We start from the raw sequence: 24,866 nt of genomic DNA, 5'->3' as shown, positions 1-24,866 counted from the left end.
TACCCGTGAAGAATCCAATCTTCCTGATAGGCCTTTTCTAACCATCAAGCCATTCTACCTGATGATGATCCAAAACAGGTAAAAAATTCTCCTCCCAACCATTTTGAGAAACAGTTCAAGAAGCTTTTTTCCAAAGATCAGAAGAAAGGTACCCTCTTGAAAGGTTTTGGATTCAAGAAAATCAATTGGCATATGCACTTGATTCCCCCAGTTAAGATTTTGTAGTCGCCCGATTTATCGGGCAGTCCCATGACGGCCCCATAAATGGGGCGACTACAAATTTTTCCATAGTGCTTGCATCGACGGGAATCAAGTGCATATGCCAAAAAATCAATTTCAGCTAAAGTCGCTCGACATAAAAAATGTATCGATATAATGATCTATACTATATATCTTAAGAGTTTAAGTAACGTCGTTACCCCTACGATTTTACTTTATGAGGTTTATAAGAGAATTAAGCACCTACATTTCCCGATGCGGTAAAACGCCATTAGGAGAATTTTTGATAAATTCGACAAACTCTTTTACTTCTGAACTTTGAAAATTTTCCTCTTCAATTTTCTTGAGGGCATTTGTGATATTGAGGCCTGATCGATAGAATATTTTGTACAACCGCTTAATTTCCTTCACAGATTCTGGAGAAACTCCACCTCTTTGCAAACCCACTAAATTAATCGACCAAATTTCATTGCGCTCACAAGCCATCATAAAGGGCGGAACATCCCGAGAGACCCCGGCCCCGCCTGAAAACATGACCAGGCGACCTACATGAATAAACTGATGAATCATCACACTGGCTGAAATAAAGACCTGATCCGCTACATGAGAATGTCCTGCCAATACCGCGTAATTACAAATAATGACTTTATTTCCAATATGACAATTGTGAGCAACGTGCGCTCCTCCCATTAAAAAATTGTCACTCCCGATCACCGTAGAGCTTTCAAGTTCTGTCCCTCTATGGACTGTCGCATATTCTCTAAAAACATTGCGATGGCCTACCTTCAAATAACTTCGAGTGCTAGGATCAAATTTTAAATCCTGAGGAAAGTGGCCAATCACTGCCCCCATATGAATTTGGTTATCCTCCCCTATCTCGGTATATCCCGTCACATAGGCATGGGCCATTACTTTCGTACGAGCTCCCATTTTCACGTGATTTTCAACAATCGCATAAGGCCCAATCTCGACGGTTGAATCGAGCTCAGCTTTTGGACTGACAACGGCTGTAGGATGAATCATGGCAAACCTCCAAATCAGTTATAAGCTGTAAGCTATAAGTCGTAAGTTTAAAAGAGTTTATTCTTACTTACAGCTTATAACTTATCGCTTACAGCTTATTTTTATAACTGTTATAATAGCCTATCGATTCTAAAGTTAAAACTCAATCATAAGTGTTAACGAGTCCATAGTTCACGGTCCACAGTCCATAAAAAAATGCTTTCTTTAAATCTGTCGACCGTTGACTGTGGACTGTCGACTGTGGACTTTTTTCATCTACATGAGTGAACGAAAGTTCATGGCTACAACTATGAAAAAACAGCAACGACCTTTGCCTTCTGAAAAAGAATTTCATCATTTGATCGAACTTCTTAAGAAATCTAAAGAAAACGACCTTTTAGAAGAAATTGTGAACACCTCTTTTAAACTGTTGGAAGATGGAACTGAGCGAGGTGATTTAAAAATTATTAATTCTGCCCTGAAAGAACTTCGCTATTCCTTTAAGGTTTTTTCTCCTTACCGCCGAGTGCGTAAGGCATCGATTTTTGGCTCAGCTCGAACAGAGGAACAGGCTCCTGAATATCAAATGGCCAAGGAATTTTCACATCTCCTCTGTGAATCGGGTTGGATGGTGATTACAGGGGCTGCCAGCGGCATCATGAAAGCCGGCCATGAAGGAGCTGGAAGAGAAAAAAGCTTTGGGGTCAATATTCGACTCCCTTTTGAACAAAAAGCAAATACCTTTATTGAAAACGACCCAAAGCTGATTAATTTTAAATATTTTTTTACACGTAAACTCATTTTTGTGAAAGAGTCTGACGCCATTGTCCTTTTTCCAGGGGGGTTTGGAACCCATGATGAAGGGTTTGAAGCCCTAACACTTATTCAAACGGGCAAATCTACTCCCCGGCCCATTGTCATGGTTGCCCCCAAAGGAAATGATTATTGGGAAGACTGGAAGGCATTTATTGAAAAGCATCTTCTTAAAACAAATTTGATCTCTCCTGATGATATGGGCCTTTTTCGCATTTTTTACAATATTCAAGATGCCGTGAAAGAAGTAGTCGGGTTCTATAAAATTTTTCACTCCTCTAGATTTGTCGCAGACCAATTGGTTCTAAGACTTACTCAAGCCATTCCCGACTCGGCCGTTTCAACTTTAAATCAAGAATTTAAAGATCTCATTGCCGAAGGGAAAATTGAAAAAGGGAATGCGACAGAAGACGAAGCCAATGAACCTGATCTTGCAACCTTCCCTCGCCTCATTTTTCATTTTAATCGACAACATTGGGGAAGACTCCGTCAAATGATTGATTTTATCAACACACTCTAAAAGTAGGGAAAAAATCTTCTGATCATGCATGACTCACCACTCACTACTCACCACTCACCACGTTTTATATTGAAGGCCATCATCTTTGACTTTAACGGTGTGATCATTAATGATGAACCTATTCATCTTAAAATGTTGCAAAAGGTTTTGAAAGAGGAAGGAATTCGTTTAACAACTAAGGATTATTATAAAAATTATCTCGCCTTTGACGATAAAAATTGTTTCGAAAAAATATTAGAAAAAGAAAACTGTTCAAGGGCCTCTCTTAAAATTCAGGAGCTCATTCAAAGAAAAGCGACTTATTACGAAACCTTTATTGAGAAGAAGCATAGGGTTCTTTTCCCAGGAGTCAAGAAGTGGGTCCATCGATTATCCAAACTCTATCCCTTGGCCATAGCCTCTGCAGCATTGGGAAACGAGATCCGATGGATTTTAAAACGCGCAAATTTACTTTCACATTTTCAAGTCATTATTTCAGCGGAAGATACTCCAAAGAGTAAACCGAACCCTGAGAGTTACTTGAAAGCCCTTCAAAGATTAAATCGACGCCGAAAAATTCTACCCCAGGAATGTCTCGTGATTGAAGATTCCATTGCAGGGATCAAGGGAGCTCATCAGGCGTCGATGAAGTGTGTTGCCTTGGCTCATACCTACACTCGGACTCAACTGAAGGAGGCTGATCTTGTCTTCACCCGTTTTAAAGATTTTTCTTTAAGAAAAATCAAAGCCCTTTTTAAACCCGAAAAATAAAAAACTCCCTACACAACCTTGTTAAAATTTCTGCTTCCCTACTCTATTTTTCTATCGCTGGATTTGGGATCTTTTACACTACTTGACAGCATAGAGTCATATCGTGTAGATTGTCTTTCAACTAGCCCGCATTTCTCATCACATTTCTGCTGCGAGCGCCAATTCCGCCTCGTCTGCTTCGTCAGACTCGGTCGGCCACGCTCAACATACTGTAAAGTATGCCTCACATGGCCTCGGTCGTCTTCCTCACATCCAAGGCGGACGTGGCGCTCTCGCGACGAAATCTGATGAGAAATGCGGGCTAGGAACATCCGTCCAGCCATTCTGTAATTTTTTGGTCTATTTTCATAAAATGTTTTTCAATCACTTAACGCAAGGGGGGAAATCTTATGAAGGTTGTTGCGTCCGTTCTCTTAGTTTTAGCTCTTGTCCTTGTTGCAGTCCAAAAAGCACCAGCACCTACAGCTGTTGAGCGCAAAGCATCCAAACCACCAGAAATTACTTATTTTATCGGATTAATAGAAATTATATATCCGAAGGGTCCTCGTCTTGTTTTAAAAACAGGAGAGAATGCTCCTCTATTAGAAGCGGGAACCGTCATTAAAGTACTCGAGGGAAAACTCAGTCTGAGTATTTGGACCTCTGAAGGAAATCAAAATGTACAAACATATGAAAGGGGAGCCATCATAAGAATTACAGAATCTCAGAATGGAAACTGGATCGCTAGCTCCAATGGTTCAAGCACCTCTCCTGCAGTTTCTAATACAAATTTGAACAATTCATTTGATCCTAATAATTCTGAGTCTGAGATCGTCCTAGAAGAGGAAGAAGAGGAAGAAACAGAGGTTAGCCCTAGTTAGTGCTTTTTCTTTAGAAAGTTTTCCGTAAACGAGTGTGGTTTTTATATGTCAAAAGCAATTACAGAATATGAAACTTAACTTACGTAATTCAAATGCTTTGCATATATTTTATACTTGGCCATATCCCCTAACTTGCTCCAGAATAACTGTATCCAAAATCAAATCTGCCAGACTTAAACGAAGTCTCTCTATCGCTGCTTGAGAGTTTTAACAAAATTATGCTCCCTATCTCTTTTTCCTTAAAGAAGTTGGCGTTTTCTCTTCCTTTCCACCCCTTCTTCTATCGGCTATATTAATGATGAATAGACCGCGTATGCATGAGCACTTCAAACAAGAGATCAAGGCCCGCCCACAAAGCACCTACGATCATGCCGGCTAATCCAGCAAAATAACTGAGAAGCATGCCATAATGACCTAGCAGGCTAAACATCTCCACTTTTGAGAAAACAAAAGTAAAAGCAGACCCCAAAATGAAGAAAAGCCCGGATACACCAACCAGATCAAATGCCATTTTCTTATGCTCGAAGCCAGCGTACTTTGCAAACAAGGGAGCGCTCATGGCCGCAAGACCCAAAAAGATAATCTCCATCATCTGATTTCACCTCCTTTCCAATCCCTTACACCTACCAAGGTTTATTATAACTAAAATAGGTGATAGATTCAAGGAAGCATTTTTTCTATGGATTGTGGACCGTTGACTATGCATTTTCATAGTTTCTTGACACCCCGAACATTATATTGTTGAATAATCCTTTTGAAGGAGGGGTTTTCAAGTGAATCCAAGTCATCTACTCAGATCCAATATTCTTGATATTATTTTAAGTGCAGCGCCCGTTGCCAAATTTATTTTTCTCATTCTGGGAATATTTTCAATTGTTTGTTGGGCGATTGTATTTGAAAAAGCATGGCAACTTTACCAAATTAAAAAATCCTCTAAAAAATTTTTAAAGGCCTTTGAAAGAGAAACCGTTCATTCTAAAATTCATGCGATCTCAAATTTGCATTCTGAAAGTCCCCTGGCCCAAATTGGGTTAGCAACAGCGAAGGTTCTATCTTCTGAAAAGCAAAATAGCGCCGCTCTCTCTCAGGGACAGGGAAAATTCCTACTTGAAGCCTGCCATCGGTCGATGCGCCAAGCCGCCTCAAGGGAAATTGGAAAAATGGAGAACCATCTTCCAGTCCTTGCAACCACTGCAAGCATCGCCCCTTTCATTGGCCTTTTTGGAACCGTATGGGGGATTATCGAGTCCTTTCGGGGAATTGGTGCTGAAGGGTCCGCAAGTCTGGCTGTCGTGGCTCCTGGAATTTCTGAAGCCCTGGTCTCCACGGCTGCGGGGCTAGGCGCTGCCATTCCAGCGGTTATGGCTTATAATTTTTTTGTCAATCGTGTAAGACAATGGTCCTCTGAGATGGAAAATTTAATTTTAGAAATCATGAATCGTTTAAGTCAATCCTCTATCCAAAACCAGGAACTTGTCGATGTCCTTTAAATTAGAAACAGCCGAGGGTCCTTCTTCCTATCAAAAACTCGGGAGTTCCTTATGCGAAATCAATGTGATCCCCTTGGTCGATATCGTATTGGTTTTGCTTCTCATCTTTATGCTAACCGCCCCGATGATTTACCAGGGCATTGATGTCCATCTTCCTAAAACCTCAAAAAGTTTAAAACCTCTTGAAATGGAAGAGCGAATGATTCTAACCCTGACCAAGGGGCAAACGATTTTTTTAAATGAGAAATCTGTTTTACCCAAAGATTTAACTCAAAATCTTAAAAATATTTTTAAAACGAGAGAAGACAAGACCTTGTATTTAAAAGCAGATCGAGAGCTTTCTTACGGATTCGTCGCTGAAATGATGGATCAAGTCCATCAGGCAGGAATTTCCAAAATAGGAATGGTGACAGAACCCCACCTTGAAAAAACTTCCCAGGGCCCTTAATCTACCACAATATTTGTCAAGCTCTTGACCACCCCCGGAATAGACTGAATTTTAGTTACGACATCTTCTCCTAACACCGCTAAATCTAAGACTTCTACAAAGGCAATCAAATCATACGGACCTGTCACCGGATGAGACCTTTTGACAAAAGGGAGCTTACGAATGGCGTCATTGACTAATCGTGCTTTCCCGTGATCCGTTTCAATAAAAATATAGGCACTGACCATAAGACCTCCTTTTTAAAACAGTTCAAAGTTCAAAGTTTAAAGCTCAAAGATTTGAATTATTTTAAGTTATTTTTTTAGCCTCTTCAATAGAATCTGTGGGCTAGTGCTCAGCGACAACTATAATTCCCCACTGACGACAATTAGAATTCCCCATTCTGGATCCCTCCTTATGCCCATCCTAGTTGAGGGCATCATTGTTGTCCAGTTTTTGGGGCCCACTATACTCCAGAATTTTTCGGTGGAGGGTCCTTCGACTGATGCCCAAGAGCTGAGCAGCTTTGGTTTTATTAAAGTTAGTAGAATTCAAGGTTTGAAGAATGAGATTTTTTTCTGCCTCTCTTATCGGAACCCCTGGATTCAAAAAGGAAGTTTGACTTTTCGTCATTTCACGAATGGCGGGAGGTAAATCCGATGCACCGAGCTCTGGTTTCTTTGCAAGAACGACCATGCTTTGAATGGCATTTTTCAACTCTCTCACATTCCCAGGCCATTCATAATCCGTCAATGCCTCCATCGCCTTGGGCGAAATAGAATGAATGATTTTATTATTTTCTGCGGATGCCTGTTTTAAAAAATTCTGAACTAAAAGAGGAACATCCTCTTTCCTTTCCCGTAAAGGCGGGACTTGAATAAAAACCACATGGAGACGATAATAGAGATCCTCTCTAAAACTTCCTTCTTTCACCTTTGTTTTAAGATGGGTATTCGTCGCGGAAATGGCACGAACATCCACATGAAGCGTTTGATTTCCGCCCACCCTTTCAAAAGCCATCTCTTGAAGAACCCTGAGGAGTTTGACCTGAATCCTTGGACTTACCTCTGAAATTTCATCTAAAAAAATAGTTCCTCCGTCTGCCTTTTCAAAACGTCCAATGTGGCGTTCCAGGGCCCCTGTAAAGGCGCCCTTCTCATGTCCAAAAAGCTCGCTTTCTAGAAGACTTTCAGACAAGGCCGCACAGTGAAGAGCGACGAGTGGCTTATCTTTTCGAGGACTTAAATGATGGAGGGCATGGGCGATGAGCTCTTTTCCTGTTCCACTTTCCCCTTGAATCAGCACCGTTGCTTTGGTAGGAGCCACCTGTTGAATCAACTCATAAATTTCCTTCATTTTTTGACTTTCGCCAATAATGTTTTCAAATCCAAATTTTTTATTTAATTGCTCCCGTAGAAGCTGGTTTTCGCTTTCCATCCTTTTTGCCTGAAGGGTTCTCGATAAAATGATTTCGAGTGCATCTAAATTGACAGGCTTAGACAAATAATCATAAGCGCCCCGACGCATCGCTTGAACAGCAGTCTCAATAGATCCATAAGCTGTAAAAACAATAATCTTAAGATTAGCATCCAATTGATGTGCTTCATCTAAAAGTTGAAGCCCGCCCATCCCACTCATGCGAAGATCTGTCAGCATAAGATCCATGGAGGTTTCTCTTAAAATTTTAAGCGCCTCTTCTCCATTCGCGGCAAGATAAACCTCATAACCCACGGGGCCGAGAGCCCGGGCAAGGCCCTCACGGGTATTTATTTCATCATCGACAATTAAAATTTTTGGAATCATAACCTACCTTAATTCAAAATATCAAAAACCAAAATGCAAAAACCAAAATGACAAACTAAAATCTAAAATGATTCTGCAATTTAGAAGAATATATCTAATTTGAATATGTACAACTCACAAGCTAAGCTCATAAATTAAAATTCAAAGACTTATTCATTTCAGAAGTTTTTCATAAATCTCTACCGCAATTTTGATTTTTGATATTTGATTTTTAAAATAAACCCTTGTTTTCTTAACCCATCACCTGTTTTTCTATCCCTCTGTCAAGAGCTGCATCTTACGCCTAAGTCCTAAAGGGAGGGTAACGGTAAATGTCGCCCCAACTCCAGGCTGACTGGTGACCTCTATCTTCCCTCCATGCTCTTTAACAATGCGATAGGAAATCATCAGTCCTAATCCAGAACCACTGGCCTTCGTCGTAAAATAAGGCTCGAAAATCTTGGGAAGACTCTCCATGGGAATCCCCTCCCCATTATCCTCAAAAGAGATTTTCGCATGATGATTCTCGAACGAAAGATCAATTTTAAGAATTCCCCCGTGAGGCATCGCCTCAATCGCATTTTTAATAATATTTGAAAAGGCTTGTTTGATTTGAAATTCATCTACCATCATTTTGGGAAGTTTAGAATCAAAACTTTTTTTAAGGGTGATTTTACGCTCAGAAAGTTCCTCCCTCACCACATCTAAGGTTTCCTCCAAAATTTTCCAGAGGTCTGATCCCTGAAGATTGACCTTCATAGGCCTTGCAGCACCAAGAAACGATCGAACCGTATGATCCAAACGATTGATTTCTGTTCGAATAATTTTTACAGAATCTAAGAGATGCTGGGTCCGAGATGCCTTTTCCTTTTTTAAATTTCTCTCAAGAAGTTGAAGATGAATATCAATCGCATTTAATGGATTTCCAATCTCATGAGCAATACAAGCCGCCATAAGACTGATCGTCTGAAGCTTTTCCTTTCTTAAATGATCAAGTTCCTCTTCTTTCTTCTTAGTTACATCATTCAAAATTAAAACCAATCCTAAAAAGGCGTTTTCTGAACTGATCAGAGGAAAAACATTTAAATGAAGCATTCTTGCGATAGGATGAATGACTTGAACATCTCGATGGATCAACTTACCCCAGTCTAATTCAATCAATTTTGCAAGCTCATCAAGTTCAAGGGATGCCAAATATTTTGGCAGATTTTCATGTAGAATTTCGGTATCCCGTGCACCTAAAAATTCCTGAGCAGCATGATTAATGAAAATAATTTCCTGCCTTCGATCCGTCACCACAATCCCTTCTAGCATGCTGTTAAAAACACTCTCGAGAAAACCCTTTTCTTGGGCCAGTTGAAGGAAATAATTCTCGACATGCCCACGATCCGGAATTCGACGCAAGATCTTGGCCATCTTGGCCTTCAGAAAGCCTCGACAGACACCTGTCAGTGTATGCCTACGTTTTCTTCAGGCCAATATGGCTCAAGCTCTTGCGTCTCGGTTCTCATTTCCTATCGCTGTCCTTGGGATGAAAGTCAGGCTAATTTTTAAATATAAATGATCCTCAAGCTGTCCTAAAATGTAACTTACTTATAATAAATATTTTATGACACTTAATGTGATTTTTTGTCGCATATCAAATCCTATAAGATTTATTATAAAACTCTGAATGGCTCTGTCAAGGTTAAAGTGAGTCAATTCGACTCGTAGAGATAATAAAGAAGGGAAAGAAGTTCTTCTTGGGTCATATTGATTTTTTCCATACGAACTCCAGGTCTCATTTTTTGTGGGTTTTCAATCCAAGCCTTTGAAAAATCAGGGGTTGTAGAATTTCTTAACATGGAAAGAGAAGCAGCAACGGGCTTTCCAATTCCCTTAAAAGTATGACAGTTCACACAACCTTTGGTCTGAAAAAGGGCCCGACCTTCTTCAATTCGAAAATTGAGGGTTTTTAAATCAAGTTTTGGCAAAGTCAATTTCCCATAAGCAGGTTGTTCTTTCCTTGAAAAAACTGAAAATCCAATAAAAAGGCATAAAACAAGAAAAAGCCCCCCTAGAAAAATCGGGTTTAACTTCATGAGGTAAGGAGAATCTTTTCATCAAGGATAAAATGAAAATCAGCTGAGTCAATCAGATCCGCAGAACTGTTATGGAGAAATGAAGCCACTTCAACACGAATATTTTTTGCTTTAAGCATTCGGACCAAATCAACAAAATCCCCATCCCCACTGACCAAGACCACCACATCTAATTTATCTGCCATAGAGATTGTGTCAATGGCAATCCCTAAATCCCAGTCCCCTTTGGCTGAACCATCGCGACGAATTTTCAAATTTTTAGTTTTGGTTTCATAGCCCATGGTTTCAAGCGTGTTCATAAAATTGTTCTGATTAATTTCAGGGGTAATAACCACATACGCCATTGCTTTTACTAATTTTCTACCCTGTAAAGTTTGATAAAGAAGTTTTTGAAAATCGAGTTTTCTTTCGTATCTCTCTTTAGAAGCATAAAAGATATTTTGAACATCCACAAAGATTCCAACACGGGGAACAGGATTTTTAAGAACTTTCCTAGCCTCTTTCTTAATCAAGGCTTCCTTTTTAATTTCCTCTCTGATTTTATCAATTTCTTCCGTTTTGAAAAGAATCAACTTTTCAGACTCGTCAATCCTTTTTTGAAGAAGCGTCTTATTTTTAAGAAGTTTTTCATGCTCATCTTTTATTTTTGAGAATTCTTCAAGTGTTTTATCTTTTTTCTCCAGCTCATACTTCAGGATTTTATTTTCTCGCTCAAGTTGATGCAACCTACTTTCCAGCGATTCCTTATCCTTACGTTCAGTTTTAATTTCACTGACAGAATGTTCTAATTCTTTTATTTTTTTAAGGAATGAATTTTTTTCATGCTTAAGCCCTTGAGCCTCGGTCAGTGTGGTTTTATACAAATTTTGGAGTTCCTGTAACCGATCTTCAAGCTGAGTATTTTTGGCTTCTGATTTATCAAGAGCAAACTTTGCATCTAAACGCTCTCTTTTTGCCTGATTGAGTTCCTCCTTCCATTTGGAAGAAGCCGGATCCAAAGTCGGAGGTTTTTTGAAATTCTGAAGAGGTGAAGGAGTTTCAGATTTACGAATTTGCTGTAAGAGACTGGTAAATTTGCGAATGGTTTCAAGAACCTTCAAAATAAAGATCGGAATAATATTTAACGCCTCAGGCCGTTCATCGATTAAAAGGGCCCAAAGATATCTTCCCACCTTTCCTGTTTCCATCATGACACTTTGGTTCTCTCGTAACTTGATCAGAATATCAGGAATGGCCATGCGGCTTATTTCAGCAACTTCATTTTGAGTACTGGCATTTAAATAATAGGCAATGAGTTCTCGAGCTTTGGGATTTTTAAAGAACTCTTGAGAAACATCACGAGCTAAAACATCGATCGATTGAGCCCCTGTACGACTTCCAAGATATTGAATTCGACATTGATTTTCGATTGCGTTTAAATCTGTTTTCGAAAGACCATCTTTAAGAATCCATGAAAAGGCATCCTTAGAAACATATTTTTCAAGCGTTGGATATATTTCTTTAATCGGCTTAGCCATAACTCCTCATGATCTCTCGTTCACGAGCCTAAAATCCCTCACGTGAAAAACCAATGCTGTTTGAAGGATCATCCTCCCGAAGACTTAAAAAAGCATCCTTTGAAATAATCACATGATCCAGAACATCAATTCCCAAAAGAAGCCCCGCCTGGCAAAGCCGCTGAGTGATCAGAATATCCTCTCGACTGGGAGAAACATCTCCCGAAGGATGATTGTGGGCGAAAATCACCGAGGCTGCAGAAATCTGAATCGCAGGTTGAAAGACCTCACGGGGATGCACCAAACTTCCATCCAAAACTCCAATCGATATGGTTTCTTGATGAATCACCTGCTTTCTTGAATTTAAAAAAATAGCGATAAAATGCTCTTTACGTGAAGAACGGATGGAAGTGATCAAAGGAAGAATATCCTTCGATCTCAAAATCGTATAAGAGGTTCCTAATCCTTTATGGAAGGCCCGCTTAGCAAGTTCAAAAGCCGCTACGAGCGTACTCGCCTTGGAAAGGCCTATTCCCCGAATTTTCTTCAGGGGCTCCATTTTAAGATTCAAAAGGGCTTCAGGAGGATAGGTCCGTAAAATCTCTTTTGACACCTGCAAAACATTTTTCTTGGGTAAACCTGTTCTTAAAAGAATCGCAAGAAGTTCGTAATCTTTTAAGCGCTCAGGGCCATCTCGCTCTAATTTCTCACGAGGAAGCAAATCTTGAACTTCAGAACGCAGCTCTTCCTTTTTGGAAAGAATCGAAGGTTTTGTTTCTAGAGAACTAATTCCAAGATTGGAAAAATCAGATTCAGTGGTTGGTTTTAAATTCATGTGAACACAGTCGCTCAGGATAATCCCACCACCTGCTGCTGACCCCTGAATCGGATCCACCGGGGTCATACAGTAGGTGGTGGGACGAATAAGCAATCAGGTTACGGATAAAGCTTAATGATTCTTCTCTTTAACACCCGCTTTTCATCCATCGGAGCATTGGGACTTCTCAAAGCATACTCGTGATAATAAGTATGGGCTTTGTCCTTATCCTTGAGATAACGATCATAAAGAATACCCAAATTAAAATAGGCATCTGCATAATTCCGATCGAGATCAAGCACTTTGAGATATTCTTTCTCAGCATACTTAAAGAGTTTATGCTCGCCATAGACAAAACCAAGATTGAAGTAAGCATCCGTTAGCTTAGGATTAAGCTCCACGGCCTTCAGATACTCTGCAATCGATTGTTTCCTTAAACCTAATTCATCGTAAATATAACCCAAGTTATAATGGGCATAAGCAGAATCAGAAGCCACCTCAGAAGCCTTTTCAAATTCCTTTTTTGCCTGATCCCAATCACCAAGACGGGCATAAACATTGGCCAAGTTCGTCCGAGCCTGCATATGCTTAGGATCCATCTCTAAAACCTTTTCATAATATTGTTTGGCTTGATCCACAGGGAACCCCTTTCCGTATCTTTCCTCTCCTTGGTATTCATTGACTACCCCAAGGAAAAATAAAGTGTCCACCTGATTTTCTTTAAGCTTATTGGCCTTTTCAAATTCTTTGCAAGCCATTTGAATTCGACCCAAATCGTAATAAATTTTCCCTAATTGAATGTGGGCTTCCCACTGATTTGGATTAAGAAGAAGCGCCTGATAAAAAACCTTTTCAGCCTCTAGAGATCGATCAAGCCTGAGGAGAACCCGTGCCTTTCCCAAATAAGCGTCTAACTTTTTGGGATCTTTTGTAATGGCTTCTTCATAAGAAGAAAGGGCATTTTCAAACTCCAAGCGAGCAAGATAAAGATTTCCTAAAGCGATTAAGTCATCTGCACTACTGGCATTTTTTTTAATTTCCAAAACTTCTTCCTGGGTTAAGGCGAAGGGGTTTTTAATCTCCGTTGATTCTGTCGCTTTACCTAAAGGTTTTTCCAAAGAAGGATCAATACTCATCGCACTTTCTAAATGTTTTTGAGCCTCTTCTTTCTCACCCATTTTTCTTAAGAGAACACTTAAGTTGTAATGGGCCAGAGCTGATTGAGTGTCATATTTAAGCGCTTTCCCATAAGCATCAATGGCTTTTTCGAACATGTCATTTTTAGAATAGAGAATCCCGAGATTAACCTGTGTCGAAGCATCTTCAGGTTTTAATTGAGCCGCTTTTTCAAACTCTTGAACCGCGTCAGAATCACGACTCTGTTCAAGGTAAACGACCCCTAAGTTATGGTGAGTGAGAAAAGTGTACTCTTCAATATTCTGTTCACTTTTCTTGAGAGTAGCCGTTGGAAAAATTTCTAAGGCCCGCTTGTAATTTTGAATGGCCTCTTGGGGCTGATTTAATTTGTCAAAACACAAACCTAATTGAAAATAGATTTTTCCGAGCGAGCATCCACGTGCAATCGCTTTTTGAAGTTTTTCTTGAGCCCCTTGATAATTTTGCTGAAGAAGTAAGGCATATCCTTCAATCGCAAACGGTTCCCATTCGGATTTTTCTTCCCATATTTTAAAATATTTTTCTGATTGTCCTTGATCCCGCCAACGAGCGAGGCCTGAGGTAAGACCTAAATCAAAGAACCATCCTAAGATTGTAAAAACAACCAGAAATCTCTTGATCATATTTTTCATTGTTGATTACTCATCGGGATTCCAACCGGAGTTCCTTCCCAGGGTTCAGGTTGAGCCCAGGGAAGAGAAGAACCCCCTTCTGGTGTTGAGCAACCTACACACCCTAGCCCGAGCCCTAAAAGGAAAATAGCCAATATCCATCGATCGTATCTCTTAACATTCATATGGCAGATTATGTAGAAAAAAAGAACTCATTGCAATTAAAATTTAATCTATTGGGTAATGTAACAGTCATGGGAAAGGTTGCGTCGAGTTAAAGACTAATTTTTAGTCAACTAAAAATTAGTCTTGACTATTTTAAAGTTGAATGTAAACTAGTCATGATCACTTATGACAACTTTTTATCCCAGAAATGTACTGACTTGGGCCCTTTCAAAAGATTTCTTGCACGGGAGAATGTCTTTCATCGCCGGACCTCGACAAATTGGAAAAACAACCGCTGTTCAACGATTTTTGAAAGAAGAGGGCCAAGATCATCTTTACTATAACTGGGATACGGCAACGGTTAAAAGAAAATATATCGCCAATCCCCTCTTTTTTATAGAAGATATTCCCAGTGATCACAATCAATCGTGGGTTGCCTTCGATGAAATACATAAATACCCAAAATGGAAGAATCTATTAAAGGGATATTATGACGAATGGCATGAAAAAACCCAGTTTATTGTGACGGGTAGCGCCAGACTGGATCTTTTTAGACGATCGGGGGATAGCCTGGTTGGACGATATTTCCTTTTCAAAATGCTTCCCTTGGGCGTTCGAGAAATCGTTTCAAACCCAAGATCCTCTCCCAATCCTGAATGGACGCCCAAAGACGCCTCCCCCATTTTCCCAGAGGCAAATCGAGATTTTGGAGAAGCGCTGGATCACCTGATTCATTTAACGGGCTATCCTGAACCTCTCTCTGTGGGTACGGAAGAATTCTATACACGCTGGCGAGATCAGCATATCTCTCTCATCCTTCATGAAGATTTACGTGATTTAACAAAAATCACGCAAATTCAAAAACTTGAAACTCTGCTTTATCTTTTGCCTGAAAGAATTGGGGCACCTTTATCCCTCAATTCCCTGGTCACCCCTCTGGAAGTGGCTCATGGGTCTATTCGTTCCTGGCTTGAGGCCATGAAAAGGGTCTATCTCATTTTTTCCATCAAACCATGGACCGCCCGTTTATCTCGAAGCATACTCAGAGAAGAGAAATACTATTTTTGGGACTGGGGAATGGCTGACAAGGTTGGCGCTAAGTTCGAGAACTTTGTCGCCGTCCAACTTCAACGCGCTATCTCATGCTGGAACGAAAAAGGCAAAGGGAACTTTCAACTGCATTATATTCGAACAAAAGAAGGGCAAGAAATAGATTTCGCAATCACAAATAAAAACAAGGTCGTCCTTTTGATAGAGGCAAAGGAAAATGAAACATCTCTATCAAAAAGTCTTCCCTATTTTCAAGAAAAAGTACAATCAGATCTTGCCATTCAGGTCGTCAACAAAAGGAATATTTACATCCAGAAAGGAAAAGGCCTTTATATCGTGGGAGCGGACCGCCTCTTTTCCCTGTTACCTTAAAATTTGAAACGCTTGGGCTTGTGGTTTTCAATTTCAAAGTCCATGGACCTTTTGAATTGGGAAGGGGAAATAAAGCGAGCTCCTAAAGCGGTTACTAGATTCTGAATCCCATGATCTTGAGTTACAACGAGAATATTGGATTTCGAAGAAGCTTTTGCAACCCAAGCTTCAATACAGGCATCTGCGCTTTTCTCGAAACCACTGAAAATCATCTCAACCCCATACCTCTTAAGATCCTCTCGGAGGGTCCCATCAAAAACCAGAACAAGATGATCCCCTGTCCAATCCCGGTATTGAACCAGGTCATGAATCATTTTCTGAAGAGCTTCCTCATAATGCTTAAGACTAAGCTTTTGATAAAGCCTCACTTCGTGAAGCATGTTGTGGACATCAATGATGACAGTCATACAAATAGCGTACAACTGTTTTTCATTGTTGTCCCTACAAACTTTCGTCCACTAAGGATGAAAAGAGTCCACAGTCGACAGTCAACGATCGACAGACTTAATGGAAGTATTTATTTCTATGGACTGTAGACCGTGGACCATGGACTGATTTTTCTAGCCGTATCCAAAAAGAAATGATACATATGTTTCTAAAAATAGTCACCCGTCACCTGTCTCCAGGCTCGGGTCATGGAAGTATTGTTTTTACCGAAGACAGGCGACCGGTCACTGAAGACAGGTAACCGGTGACCCTTTTTAAGGAAAGTTCAAATGCTCGATCAACTTAGAAAAAATAGAAAACTCATCCTACTTATCCTTTTAATTTTGATTGTTCCTCCCTTCATTTTCTTTGGAATCGAGAGCGCCTTTGTAAAAAAAGAAGATCCGATCCTCGCAGTTATTTCCGGAGACAAAATTAGATTATCCAATTTTTTAAAAGCTAAAACAAACGTATCTGCCATTCTTTCCCTCGAGCAAGGGCGACCACCGGATGAACGCACGCTAACCCCTTTGACATGGCAACGACTTATTTTTCTAAAAAAAGCTCAAGAGGGAGGGCTGATCATCACAGATGCTGAACTTTCTGAAGCCATTCAAAAAAAATTTGGAATGGATGGAAAACCCTTTGATCTTGTTACTTACGAAAACATCCTAAAACAGGGGTTGCATTTGTCTGTTTTTGATTTTGAAAAATCTTATCGAGAAGCCTTGGTCATCCAAAAATTTCAAGATGCTTTAACAGAATTGGTTCAAGTCAGTGATGAGGAAATTCAAGAAGCATTTTTTTATGACCGAGAAAAACGAGAAGTTCTATATTGTGAGATCCCCTCCGAAAGATTCACCCCTAAAGTGACAGCGACTGATTCCGAATTAAAAGATTTCTTTGACAAAAACCAAGAAGTCTTCCGGATAGAAACTCAACGCCAAGTTCGTTATGTCTCTATCCCCCTTAAAGACTTAGAATCCCAAGTAAAGATATCTCAAGAAGAAATTGAAAGCTATTACCATCAGCATGAAGATTCTTTTAAAAAATCTTTAAATGAAGTTTCTGGAGAAATTGAGAAAACGCTCAAACGAACACAAATCGAGGCCCTGGGTAAAAAGAAAGCCCGTAAAATCTACCAAAAGTTAATTCACAAAAAATCTTTCAAGAGCGTTGCTCAAAAATTTAATATTCTCCTTGAAAAAACGGGCTATTTCACTGAAAAAGAGCCTGCCACCCTCTGGAAAAATCAACCGCAAACCCTACAAAATATTTTTCAAAACGAGCTCAAAACACCCCTCAAACCTGTTTTAATCAATGGAATTTATTATGTGATTGTCCCTTTTCAAGAGAAGGCTTCTTACATCCCCATCTTCGAGAAGGCGAAGGATAAGGTTCGAAGTCTGGTGCTTTCGGATAAAGCCAAAGAAGAGGCTCATCAAGCAATTTTGTCTTTGGAAAAGAATGTAAAAGAAATCATGACCGATCAAAAACTCTCTTTTGAGGAAGCCTGCAAAAGCCAAAAAGAAAAAGTTTTAAAACTAGCTCCGTTTACTCGTTCAGAATCAGAGCTATCTTCTGATCCTTTTAACTTGATTAAAAAAGCGGCCTGGACACGTGCTGTGAATCAGGCATCCGAGCCTCAAGGGACTCAAAATGGGTATGCCCTTTTTATTGTAAAAGAGAGCCTCGCTCCCGCTCCAGAAGAATTCGAAAAATTGAAGACGGCCTATAAGGCGAGAATCCTCGCACGTAAAAAGCAAAAGGTTTTATACGGGTATTATCAGTCCCTAACCGAGCAATGTAAATTCTACGATACGGGAAAGTAACGAAGTCCCATCACCTGCGTTAATCAGCTTCGCATCGAGATTTCTCGACTGTTTTTTACAGATCCAGTTGACCGAAATATTCTTTGAACGTCAATATTCGTTCTTTCTGCTGAGGGTAAAATAAAAAAGGCTCTACATCCTTTGCCAAGAAATTGAGATCCAGCTGATCGATTCTATCCCGAAAAAGGTTCAAGAATTTATCCTTTTTCAATGATAAAAGTTTCCCAACATAACTGAAGTCTGGCTTTGCAATCCCACACAAAAATGAAACATCAAATAGGTCTCGTCCTTTTTCTCGTTTCCTTTGTAGAACGGTTATCATCTTTTGCGCCAATAAAATGGAAGGCGGCGCTACCATAATCTTTCTATAAATAGAAAAGCCGTTCAACACGAAGGTCGATTGTTGATAGTGTTTTTTTTTGAGTTCTGTATCAATCCTGATCAGAATCTTTTCCTCTTGATTGCTTGAAATGCCCGTTTCATACAAAATGGACGGAAAACGGATATAACAATGGTAAGCTCCACGTTGAACCATCTTATATTCAATCAGGAAGCCCTTTAACTTCATATCCTTACATGTTTTCCCCAACAAGACCTCAAAGTTACGGTAACTCAAAGCAAAATTATCAAAGTCTAAATCCTCAGAAAAACGAGGGCTTTGGTGAAGAATCCGAATCGCCGTACCTCCTATAAAACCTAGCTTAGAGGCTTCCTTATTTTTGAAAAGCGAATCTAATATTTCGTACTGTAAGTATTCGACGAGCGTCCCCTTCGGGTTTCGTCTTACCACCGGTTCAGGGAAATATTGATTCATTTGGTTTAGGGTAAGCATTTTTTTGCGTATCGCTCCATTTTTTTCAGATTAAATGCTCGGGTATACTGTTGAAACTTTTTGGGATTTAAGATTTCTCTAAGCCCTTCGTAGTTCCATCGAAGATGGTCAAAATCTTGCTGAGTTTTAATTCTATTGAGATTCAAATACAGATAATCAAGTACAGCCTTTTCCGGCTCTGCAATCAAATATTGAAAATCCTCCTGAACGATCGGTTGATATCCCCAAAATAACGACGGCCTTATATGTCGGTAAATGAAATGTCCCAATGGATTTTGAAAGATCCTGTTCGTCTTGGTTGTTACAGCTGTAAATGCATACACCATTTCAGGGATAAAACCATAATGAAAAAGTGCCTTTTCCAGGCTAATATAACTGGGTTGATAGAGAAAAAATGAAATCCATTCACCTTTGATCCTATCCCTGTCCTGACTGAACGCGTAACTTCCATTCTTAAGCTTGATTAAATAGCCCTTTTTGACCCAAAGGCTTAATTGATAATCAAAAAGTTTTTTCGTTGATAACTCAATATCGTGAATTGAAAAAAGAGGGGTTCTCATCAGGGAACGAAGGTCGTTGTATTTCATAATCTTATTATTATTAATAATAAAATGAAATGCAATAGTTTTTTATGTTTTATGATTTTTATCCCTTCAACAGTTTCTTAATCACTTCCATAAATTCATTGACATCTTTGAATTGCCTGTAAACGGATGCAAAGCGAACATAGGCTACTTCATCAATATGATGAAGTTTTTCCATCACGAGCTCGCCAATCTCTTTCGAGCTTACTTCCTGTTCATGTCCTTTCTCAATCGCTCGCTCAATTTCATCCACCATGCCTTCAATTTGTTCAACACTGATGGGACGTTTTTCGCAAGCCTTAAGCATGCCACTTAAAATTTTCCGACGGTCATAATCCTCACGCGTGTCATCCTTTTTAATCACCTTGAGCGGAATTTCCTCAATCTTTTCATAAGTGGTAAACCGTCGTTGGCAGGAAAGGCATTCTCGTCGACGCCGAATGGAGAAGCCCTCTCCTGATTCTCTAGAATCAACAACTCGATCTTCAAGATGGGCACAAAAGGGACATTTCATAATTAATTTAAAATTCAAAAATCAAAATGCAAAATGACATATTTAAATCCAAAATTTCTAACGCCACTGCAAAAGAGACATTTTAAGTTTTACATTGTCATTTTGATTTTTAATATTTGATTTTTGGATTTTCATGGTTGGACAATTCGCTCCTGATAAAGGGGAAAGGCATGGCACAAATCCAAAACTTTTTTACGAACAACTTGATGGGTTTTAGAATCATCTGGATGTTTTAAAACTTCTACAATGAGTTCGGCGACCATCGGCATTTCTTTTACATTCATTCCACGGGTCGTAATGGCTGGAGTCCCAATGCGAATTCCACTGGCTTTAAATGGACTTTCTTTATCAAAAGGAATTAAATTCTTGTTAACGGTAATCCCTGCCTTGTCTAGAGCGCTTGCCGCATCTTTTCCAGTAATTTTTAATGAGGAAAGATCCACCAGCATCAAATGATTGTCCGTCCCGCCAGAAACAATGCGCAAGCCTTTTTGGGCCAAGGCATCCGCCAAGGCCTTTGCATTGGCAATAATTCGACTTTGATATTCCTTAAAATCCTCTGAGAGGGCTTCCCGAAATGCGACCGCCTTTGCTGCAATCACATGCATGAGAGGTCCGCCTTGAATTCCAGGAAAAATTTGAGCATCTATTTCTTTAGCAAATTCGTTTTTACAAAGAATCATACCGCCCCGAGGGCCTCGAAGGGTCTTATGAGTCGTGGTCGTAACAAAATGTGAATAAGGAACAGGATTCGGGTGAAGCCCTGCGGCAACCAGTCCTGCAAAATGCGCCATATCAATCATGAGATGCGCCCCTATTTCATCAGCAATCGCACGGAATTTTTGAGCATCAATGATCCGAGGATAAGCGCTAGCGCCTCCTAAAATCAACTTTGGTTTATGCTGAAGGGCGAGACTGCGTATTAAATCATAGTCCAGCATTTCTGTTTCACGATTGACCCCATAAGAAACAATGTTAAAAAACTGCCCTGAAAAGTTGACTTTATGTCCATGAGTCAAGTGCCCGCCATGAGCAAGATCCATGGCGAGAATGGTATCCCCTACCTGCAATTGACTGAAATAAACAGCCATGTTCGCTTGGGAACCCGAATGAGGTTGAACATTAACATGTTCTGCCCCAAAAATTTTTTTGGCTCGATCAATTGCCAATTGTTCAGCACGATCGACAAATTCACAGCCACTGTACCAGCGTTTTTCCGGGTACCCTTCCGCATATTTATTGGTCATAACCGATCCCAAAGCCTCAAGAACGGCCTCACTGACAAAATTTTCTGAGGCAATCAACTCAAGCCCTTGGGACTGCCGAAGCGTTTCATTTTGAATCGCCTTAAAAATTTCAGGATCAACTGTTTGAAGATGGCTCATGTTGGGTAGAGTCTCCATAAGAATTCAATTGAGAATTGACAATTGATAATTGATAATTTAGGAATTTATTTATTTTACCTTCATGATCAATTTTCAATTGTCAATTTTTAATTTGATTTTTCATAACAACTCAATTATTTTTTTAATGGGATCTCTCATCATCTCCAAACAATTTCGATAAGCCCAAAGCGGTTGCCCAATGGGATCTTCTACATCCACCCCAAAGAAATCCCACCGGCTTGCAAATTCCATTAAAAGATGAACTTTCTTTGAATCTACCGCAGGGTTCGAGGAAATTTCAAGAATAAAACGCTGATGGGCCCGTGTCATTGCAATGACAAGATCGACACCCTCAATCAGTTCCGGAGTTAAGGATTGAGAAAGATGTTTGGAAACATCCACTTCATTTTCCTTCATCACAAGAACGGTATTTTCAGAAGGGCGAATCCCTGGAAAAGCAGTGGTTCCTGCAGAAAGGGTGGTGACCTCTTTCACTCCACTCACAAAGTGCCTAAAAAGCCATTCGGCTATCACACTTCTACAACTATTTCCTGTACAAACAAAAAGAACCTTTTTAATTTCCCCCTTTTCCAAGGACGGACGGTTAAGACAGGTGTCAATGAGTTCCTCAGAAATAAAACCTCGACGATGAAATTTAATTCCTTTATTGGCATCAACCTCAATCATGGTAGATCCCTTACCAATCCTTGTAGGTCCTCCATCAATCAGAAGATCGATTTTCCCCCCTAAATCATTCAAAACCTCCTGGGCAGTTCTTGCTCCTAGTCCCCCACTTAAATTAGCACTGGGACAACCGATAGGGACTTGAGCTCTTGCAATGATTTCGGTCGCAATTTTATCATCTGGAACTCTAAATCCTACTTTGCGCCCTTTAAGAGGACCCCGATCACATAACAAAATGAGCGTTAAGGGCCCTGGCCAAAAACACTGAATGAGTTTTCTCACCTTTAAATCAAGGTTAGAGATATGCTCATCTAACTGCTCCATTCTGGCCAATAAAATCGGTAAAGATTTCTCCTTAGAACGCTGTTTAACTTCATACACCTTCTCCACAGACAAGGGCAGCAGAATATTAACCCCTAATCCGTAAACAGTATCGGTAGGGATCGCGACCAAAGCTCCTGCACGAAGAACTTCTGCTGCATGATCTAAGAGGGCTTGATCTGGATTCAAACGATCAATTTCAAGATGTTTTGTCATAAGGAGGGGATATCTATCCCTTTTTATCCAGGGTCTCAAGTAAGATATTTAACTTTTCGGCAAGCTCTTTTAAGTGGTCTTTCTTTCTTAAATGGATACGAGGTGAATAATCCCCCTGAATAACACGATCTAAAACCGTTTTCATTCTAAAGACAGGGCCGGCTAAACGATGAGTAAAACGAAGGGTTAAAAAAGAAACCATTAATCCTAAGAGAAGGACTGCCGAATAAATTTCAACCAGGAATTGAAAATCCTTTTGATAGAGGTTAGCTTTAAATTGTGGAAGAGCCGGTTCGAGCTTGATGGGGATAGAGCCCATTGAAGGTTGTTCTAAGCTTGTGACAATATACTCTGTGAGGTAATTATTCACTCGAAGAAGGAAAAAACTGAATCCTCCACAGACCACAAGAAGCAGAATGAGAACAAATTTTAAAAAAGACAACTGAATCGTTTTATCAATAAAATATTTTCTTCTTCTTTCCAAAACTTTTTCTCCTCACTTTAAATTGTTAATGTAAATAGGACATCAGTTCATGATTGCATTATAGCGAATGATCCTTCTATAATCAAATAAACTGTGAAAATCCAAAAATCAAACATCAAAAATCAAAATGACAATGTAAAACTCAAAATGTCTCGCTTGCAATAGCATTAAAAACTTTAGATTTTAATCTGTCATTTTGAATTTTGACTTTTGAATTTTGAATTAACAATTGAGAATAAGTCGAGGGTAACCGGAGACAGGCAACATGAACCTCCCCAACAAATTAACTGTTTTAAGAATTCTCTTGATGCCGCTTGCTTTTTTCCTTGTCTTTCAAAACCACTGGGCCTCTTTTCTAAGCGGCTATATCTTATCTATCCTGATTGGTTTCACAGATTATTTTGATGGATATCTCGCCCGCCGTTATGGAACGGTCACGCGCTTTGGCCAATTTCTGGATCCCTTAGCGGATAAAATTTTTGTAATTACGCTTCTCCTATATTTTATGGAAGTACATCAAATCCCGGCTTGGTTTATTATTCTTATTTTGATTAGGGAATTTGCGATGACAGATTTAAGAACCTTGACGGCTCAGGAAAAGGTTAATCTCCATGTTGACATTTTTGGAAAAAGAAAGGCCCTTTTTCAATATCTCTTGCTCTTTCATCTAGGATATCTCAGATTTTTGGAACTCATTCATAGTCCGTTGGAGGGATTTTTTAGAATTTTTGCACAGGGAACTCTTATTTTTTTGCTGATTCTTGTAACTTTTTTTACCATTTTTTCGATGGGGAACTATCTTTGGAAAAATCAGAAATATTTTCTCGGTTTGAGCTAATACCTACTCCTAGCAAAAACCAAAAAAAGGTTGCGATAGGAATCGAATAAAGATCTGTGTCGGTGGCTGCATGGAGGGTAAAAGCCACAACTGAACACCCTATGCCAACAACGTAATTTGGGTTCTTTGATGATAAAGTTTTCTTAAAGAAAACAGCTAAAATCCAAATGAAAGAAATGAATCCTGCCACACCCATTTCAACAAGAATTTGTAAAAAGCAATTATGCACATATCCTTTCTTAAGAACCAAAGAAAAGCTTTTTAATCCATACCCCATCCAGGGTTTCTTTAAATAAAGATTGAAGGCCTCATGCCAGGTCGTCCACCTCATTTGGGTTGTTACATTTTTAAAATTAAAAACATCTTTCATTCTTTGAAGAAGGACTTCGGGGAGAAAATAAATCAAAACAATTCCTAAAATCACCATCGGAATGAGAAGCCTTTTATCCTTAATCAGCGCATAAAGAATCCAGGCCATTGCCAGAGCCAGCCATGACCCTCGAGAATAAGTAAGAATCAGGACTCCTAAGAGGAGTCCTAAAAGAACAACATATATCCATTTAAATTTTTCAGTACATGCAGCCAAAACAATTGGGATCACCATCGCCAGATAGATTCCCAGGCTATTCGGATGATTGAATGAGGCCGTCAATCGAAAAACATTTTGAAAAACTTGAGGCTCTTTCATTCGAATTAAATCATGCCCTAAATAAAATTGAACAAGCCCATCCAGCGCAATCACAAAAGAAGACCAAAAAATAATTTGAACCAACAAAAACATCAGCCGCTTTTCCCTGGAAAATTGTTCAAAAGCAATGCAAGTGATGAGAAGGTACTCTGCCAAATTAACCCATTCTTTGAAACCCTTCATTAGAAATTCGCAGTGAATTAAAGAAAGAATTCCGACGCAAGCAAAAGAAAGAAGAGGCCCAAAAAGGGAATGTCGTCTAAAAAGTTTCTCCTCTTTAAGATAGGCAATCAAAACTCTGCCCAAGATAACTAGGATAAACAAGATTTCAATTAAAGCACGTGAGAATGTTAAGGCGATGGGAATAGCGAGTAAGCACGCATTCAGTGCCCATTCCATTTTAATGAGGAGATTTTTAGAAGCTTCCATTT

The 24,866-nt window shown here is 39.6% G+C and carries 26 protein-coding genes; 8 read left to right on the top strand and 18 right to left on the bottom strand.

Annotated elements, in window-relative coordinates; translation table 11 throughout:
* Window positions 1-462 precede the first annotated feature (462 nt).
* Window positions 463-1,242: an acyl-ACP--UDP-N-acetylglucosamine O-acyltransferase gene (lpxA, locus tag HYS07_01200; GenBank protein ID MBI1869791.1), complete on the bottom strand. Its 780-nt coding sequence runs from the start codon at window positions 1,240-1,242 to the stop codon at window positions 463-465.
* Between the two features lie 289 nt (window positions 1,243-1,531).
* Here lpxA and HYS07_01195 point away from each other — a divergent pair, with 289 nt between their 5' ends.
* The 3 genes from HYS07_01195 (at window position 1,532) to HYS07_01185 (ending at window position 4,164) form a co-directional block, all read left to right on the top strand.
* The gene (locus HYS07_01195) at window positions 1,532-2,554 is read left to right on the top strand and encodes an LOG family protein (protein MBI1869790.1); all 1,023 of its coding nucleotides are present in this window, start codon (window positions 1,532-1,534) and stop codon (window positions 2,552-2,554) included.
* Window positions 2,555-2,578: 24 nt separating this feature from the next.
* Window positions 2,579-3,304, top strand: a complete 726-nt coding sequence (locus tag HYS07_01190) for an HAD family phosphatase (protein ID MBI1869789.1) — start codon at window positions 2,579-2,581, stop codon at window positions 3,302-3,304.
* Between the two features lie 389 nt (window positions 3,305-3,693).
* Window positions 3,694-4,164: a hypothetical protein gene (locus HYS07_01185; GenBank protein ID MBI1869788.1), complete on the top strand. Its 471-nt coding sequence runs from the start codon at window positions 3,694-3,696 to the stop codon at window positions 4,162-4,164.
* Between the two features lie 292 nt (window positions 4,165-4,456).
* Here the strand turns inward: HYS07_01185 and HYS07_01180 are convergent, their stop codons facing one another.
* Window positions 4,457-4,756 carry a hypothetical protein gene (locus HYS07_01180; GenBank protein MBI1869787.1) on the bottom strand — a complete coding sequence of 100 codons (300 nt, stop codon included), beginning with the start codon at window positions 4,754-4,756 and terminating at the stop codon, window positions 4,457-4,459.
* A 181-nt stretch (window positions 4,757-4,937) separates the two neighbouring features.
* On the opposite strand from HYS07_01180, the gene HYS07_01175 reads away from it, so the two are divergent.
* Together HYS07_01175 and HYS07_01170 are read left to right on the top strand one after the other, a co-directional pair.
* Window positions 4,938-5,654, top strand: coding sequence for a MotA/TolQ/ExbB proton channel family protein (locus HYS07_01175; GenBank protein ID MBI1869786.1), 717 nt, complete (start codon window positions 4,938-4,940; stop codon window positions 5,652-5,654).
* Window positions 5,644-6,102 (top strand): biopolymer transporter ExbD, encoded by a 459-nt coding sequence (locus HYS07_01170; GenBank protein ID MBI1869785.1) that lies wholly within the window; start codon window positions 5,644-5,646, stop codon window positions 6,100-6,102. The genes HYS07_01175 and HYS07_01170 overlap by 11 nt, the downstream gene beginning before the upstream one ends.
* Here HYS07_01170 and HYS07_01165 read toward each other — a convergent pair.
* From HYS07_01165 to HYS07_01130, 8 genes are all read right to left on the bottom strand, one after another.
* Window positions 6,099-6,329 (bottom strand): Lrp/AsnC ligand binding domain-containing protein, encoded by a 231-nt coding sequence (locus HYS07_01165; protein MBI1869784.1) that lies wholly within the window; start codon window positions 6,327-6,329, stop codon window positions 6,099-6,101. The two genes, HYS07_01170 and HYS07_01165, sit on opposite strands and share 4 nt — an antisense overlap.
* Before the next feature lie 178 nt (window positions 6,330-6,507).
* Window positions 6,508-7,884: a sigma-54-dependent Fis family transcriptional regulator gene (locus HYS07_01160; protein MBI1869783.1), complete on the bottom strand. Its 1,377-nt coding sequence runs from the start codon at window positions 7,882-7,884 to the stop codon at window positions 6,508-6,510.
* Window positions 7,885-8,136: 252 nt separating this feature from the next.
* Window positions 8,137-9,279 carry a PAS domain S-box protein gene (locus HYS07_01155; protein ID MBI1869782.1) on the bottom strand — a complete coding sequence of 381 codons (1,143 nt, stop codon included), beginning with the start codon at window positions 9,277-9,279 and terminating at the stop codon, window positions 8,137-8,139.
* A 281-nt stretch (window positions 9,280-9,560) separates the two neighbouring features.
* Entirely contained in the window at window positions 9,561-9,944 is a 384-nt protein-coding gene (locus HYS07_01150) for a c-type cytochrome (GenBank protein MBI1869781.1), read from the bottom strand.
* The gene (locus HYS07_01145; protein ID MBI1869780.1) at window positions 9,941-11,131 is read right to left on the bottom strand and encodes an NYN domain-containing protein; all 1,191 of its coding nucleotides are present in this window, start codon (window positions 11,129-11,131) and stop codon (window positions 9,941-9,943) included. Before HYS07_01145 ends, HYS07_01150 begins: the two co-directional genes overlap by 4 nt.
* Window positions 11,132-11,489: 358 nt before the next feature.
* Window positions 11,490-12,335, bottom strand: a complete 846-nt coding sequence (gene radC, locus HYS07_01140) for a DNA repair protein RadC (GenBank protein MBI1869779.1) — start codon at window positions 12,333-12,335, stop codon at window positions 11,490-11,492.
* A 41-nt stretch (window positions 12,336-12,376) separates the two neighbouring features.
* A complete protein-coding gene (locus HYS07_01135; GenBank protein MBI1869778.1) occupies window positions 12,377-14,065 on the bottom strand; it encodes a tetratricopeptide repeat protein in 1,689 nt (562 codons plus the stop codon).
* Window positions 14,062-14,229, bottom strand: a complete 168-nt coding sequence (locus HYS07_01130) for a hypothetical protein (protein ID MBI1869777.1) — start codon at window positions 14,227-14,229, stop codon at window positions 14,062-14,064. Before HYS07_01130 ends, HYS07_01135 begins: the two co-directional genes overlap by 4 nt.
* Before the next feature lie 232 nt (window positions 14,230-14,461).
* Here HYS07_01130 and HYS07_01125 point away from each other — a divergent pair, with 232 nt between their 5' ends.
* Entirely contained in the window at window positions 14,462-15,631 is a 1,170-nt protein-coding gene (locus HYS07_01125; GenBank protein ID MBI1869776.1) for an ATP-binding protein, read from the top strand.
* On the opposite strand, the gene HYS07_01120 is transcribed toward HYS07_01125, so the two are convergent.
* Window positions 15,628-16,038, bottom strand: a complete 411-nt coding sequence (locus HYS07_01120; GenBank protein MBI1869775.1) for an NYN domain-containing protein — start codon at window positions 16,036-16,038, stop codon at window positions 15,628-15,630. The genes HYS07_01125 and HYS07_01120 overlap by 4 nt on opposite strands.
* Before the next feature lie 309 nt (window positions 16,039-16,347).
* Here HYS07_01120 and HYS07_01115 point away from each other — a divergent pair, with 309 nt between their 5' ends.
* Window positions 16,348-17,889, top strand: coding sequence for a SurA N-terminal domain-containing protein (locus HYS07_01115; GenBank protein MBI1869774.1), 1,542 nt, complete (start codon window positions 16,348-16,350; stop codon window positions 17,887-17,889).
* Window positions 17,890-17,944: 55 nt separating this feature from the next.
* Here HYS07_01115 and HYS07_01110 read toward each other — a convergent pair whose 3' ends face one another.
* From HYS07_01110 to HYS07_01085, 6 genes are all read right to left on the bottom strand, one after another.
* Complete coding sequence (locus HYS07_01110) at window positions 17,945-18,721, bottom strand: nucleotidyl transferase AbiEii/AbiGii toxin family protein (protein ID MBI1869773.1); 777 nt, start codon at window positions 18,719-18,721, stop codon at window positions 17,945-17,947.
* A complete protein-coding gene (locus HYS07_01105; GenBank protein MBI1869772.1) occupies window positions 18,709-19,308 on the bottom strand; it encodes a hypothetical protein in 600 nt (199 codons plus the stop codon). Before HYS07_01105 ends, HYS07_01110 begins: the two co-directional genes overlap by 13 nt.
* Window positions 19,309-19,366: 58 nt before the next feature.
* Complete coding sequence (nrdR, locus tag HYS07_01100) at window positions 19,367-19,819, bottom strand: transcriptional repressor NrdR (protein ID MBI1869771.1); 453 nt, start codon at window positions 19,817-19,819, stop codon at window positions 19,367-19,369.
* 131 nt (window positions 19,820-19,950) lie between these two features.
* Complete coding sequence (locus tag HYS07_01095) at window positions 19,951-21,204, bottom strand: serine hydroxymethyltransferase (protein MBI1869770.1); 1,254 nt, start codon at window positions 21,202-21,204, stop codon at window positions 19,951-19,953.
* A gap of 120 nt (window positions 21,205-21,324) precedes the next feature.
* A complete protein-coding gene (locus tag HYS07_01090; protein MBI1869769.1) occupies window positions 21,325-22,425 on the bottom strand; it encodes a threonylcarbamoyl-AMP synthase in 1,101 nt (366 codons plus the stop codon).
* 13 nt (window positions 22,426-22,438) lie between these two features.
* Entirely contained in the window at window positions 22,439-22,909 is a 471-nt protein-coding gene (locus HYS07_01085) for a hypothetical protein (GenBank protein MBI1869768.1), read from the bottom strand.
* A 265-nt stretch (window positions 22,910-23,174) separates the two neighbouring features.
* Between HYS07_01085 and pgsA the strand changes: the two genes are divergently transcribed.
* On the top strand, window positions 23,175-23,747 hold the full coding sequence (gene pgsA / locus HYS07_01080) for a CDP-diacylglycerol--glycerol-3-phosphate 3-phosphatidyltransferase (GenBank protein ID MBI1869767.1): 573 nt from the start codon (window positions 23,175-23,177) through the stop codon (window positions 23,745-23,747).
* On the opposite strand, the gene HYS07_01075 is transcribed toward pgsA, so the two are convergent.
* On the bottom strand, window positions 23,683-24,864 hold the full coding sequence (locus HYS07_01075; protein MBI1869766.1) for an O-antigen ligase family protein: 1,182 nt from the start codon (window positions 24,862-24,864) through the stop codon (window positions 23,683-23,685). The two genes, pgsA and HYS07_01075, sit on opposite strands and share 65 nt — an antisense overlap.
* Between the last annotated feature and the right edge of the window lie 2 nt (window positions 24,865-24,866).

It is taken from the genome of Chlamydiota bacterium, from assembly GCA_016178055.1.
In the GTDB taxonomy this organism is placed as follows: domain Bacteria; phylum Auribacterota; class JACPWU01; order JACPWU01; family JACPWU01; genus JACOUC01.
This window is presented reverse-complemented; position numbering and strand designations above follow the sequence as displayed.